Source organism: Streptomyces sp. NRRL S-340 (assembly GCF_000720185.1).
Lineage (GTDB): Bacteria > Actinomycetota > Actinomycetes > Streptomycetales > Streptomycetaceae > Streptomyces.
In genome coordinates this window covers 1-2171 of the sequence record NZ_JOIY01000097.1, presented here as the reverse complement: position 1 = coordinate 2171, position 2171 = coordinate 1, and the positions used below count along the sequence as shown (strand labels likewise).

Annotated in this window: 1 pseudogene; it reads left to right on the top strand. The window is 68.4% G+C overall.

The features are described from left to right. Positions 1 to 2171, top strand: a pseudogene (locus tag IG64_RS41410) (hypothetical protein); the annotation flags it as partial.

Genomic DNA, 2171 nt, shown 5'->3' with positions numbered 1-2171 from the left:
CCAACCCGACACCAACACACCCCCCAGCCGCTGGCTCGCCAGCACCCCCAACATCCTCACCAACAACACCCACGGCGAACCCCACCACCAACTCCGCACCCTCGACGGGCACCTACAAACCCATCACCTCACCAGCTACACCATCGTCGACAACAACGGCCGCCACCTCGGACGGGCTTTCCACACACCCTCCGAGTGGATCAACCGGATCGAAACTTCTTCGACGCTTGCCGAAAGATCGACCTACAACATCGGCCAGACATTCGTGGAAGACGGCGAGCAATGGCTGATCCCGACGGACGACACGGCGATTCGTCTCCCCTGGAAGAACGGCAACCAGAGAACAACCCCGTACTTCCTGGTGAGCCACGGACGGAGAGGAGCCGTTTCAGTCCCTGACACGCACGGCCGTGTCCACCGCCTCCCCGGCCCAGCACTCGGCCAGCTGCTGAAACGACGGCCCAGCTTCCAACTCGACCCCGGCCGGGAAGTCGTCCTCAACATCTGCCACTCCGGATCCCCGGGCCCTGACGGCGACACCGTCGCCCAGCAGGTCGCCGACATCACCGGCCGCACCGTCCACGCACCCGCAGGTTCATCCAGCGCCAGCCTGGCCATCGCGGAAGCCGGCGGCTGGCGCACCTTCCACCCCCGGACCGACACCCAACCCCCACGCCGCCTGCCCCCCACACCCCGCCCCGTTCCCGGAGCACCACGACGCCTCCCCCGGCCGCCCGCCTTCGCACCCGGCACCGGCCGCCCCGCAAACTCAGCACCGCCACCCAACTGGCGCATGCCCGGCACCAGCATTGGCACCGACAGCTTCCCGGGGCAGTCCGGCGGCTTCAGCGGCTACGTGACCGCAGCCCAGCCCTACACGCAAGCCATCAGCAGTCTCGTCGGAACCCAGCCCGGACTCGACTACCGCACGGACGGGCGGGGCCGTATGCCTGCGCCCGTGACCCGGCTCATGACCGACGGATTCACCACGTTCACCGGTCCCATTCCCTTCGAGGTGCCTCCCACCGTCCGCAGCAGCGATGCGCCCTGGAACCGCCCCTCCGAGACACCTTTCTTCATCGCGGCCGAGCTCAGTCCCCACGGCGGCATCGAGACCATCACTCCTCACGGCTCGTACACGTACAGCGTCATCGCCGCCCGCACCGGACGCACCGTCTGGGCACCCGACGGCGGACTCGCCCTCATCCCCCAAGCCACCCAAGGACTCCGCCCCGACGGACGCGGCCTCATCACCCGGATCGTCCTGCACCAGCCCGACACCGGCACACCACCGAGCCGCTGGCTCGGCAGCACCCCCAACATCCTCACCGACAACCCCGACGGCGAACCCCACCACCAACTCCGCACCCTCGACGGACACGTACAGGCCTCCGACCTGACCAGCTACACCATCGTCGACAACAACGGCCGCCACCTCGGGCGAGCCAACTTCACGCCTTCCGACCTGATCACACGGCTCGCAGGCTTCCCCACGCTGGCCGAAATAACGACCTACCGCACCGGCGAGGAACGCTGGGAAAACGGCGGATCATGGCTGTACGCGACAGACAACGTGGCTATTCGCCTCCCTTGGCAGAACGGCAACCAGAGGACAGTCCCCTACTTCTTCGCGAACCACGGACACAGGGAGTACACCGAGGTCCATGACGTTCGCGGCCGCATGCATCGTCTGACCGGTCAGGGACTCGGCCAGCTGCTGCGACGACGGCCCAGCCTGCAATTCGACCGCAACCGGGAAATCGTCCTCATCACCTGCAACGTCGCGGCCCCAGGCCCTGACGGCGTGGTCATCGCCCAGCAGGTGGCCGACATCACCGGCCGCACCGTCCACGCTCCCGCGGGCGCAACCAGTACCGATCTCGATCTGGCGGAAGCCGGCGGTTGGCACACCTTCCGCCCCCGGACCGAGACCCAACCCCCGTCCCAACCCTCACGCCGCCTGCCCCCCGCACCCCGCCCCGTTCCCGGAGCACCACGACGCCTCCCCCGCCCGCCCGCCTCCGCACCCGGCACCGGCCGCCCCGCAAACTCAGCACCGACCCCCAACTGGCGCATGCCCGGTGCCGGTAGCAGCGGCATCGGTGTCTTCACCGGGCCGTCCGCCGCATCCAGTGGTCATCCCACCACGGTCCAGCCCTACGCTCAGCCCA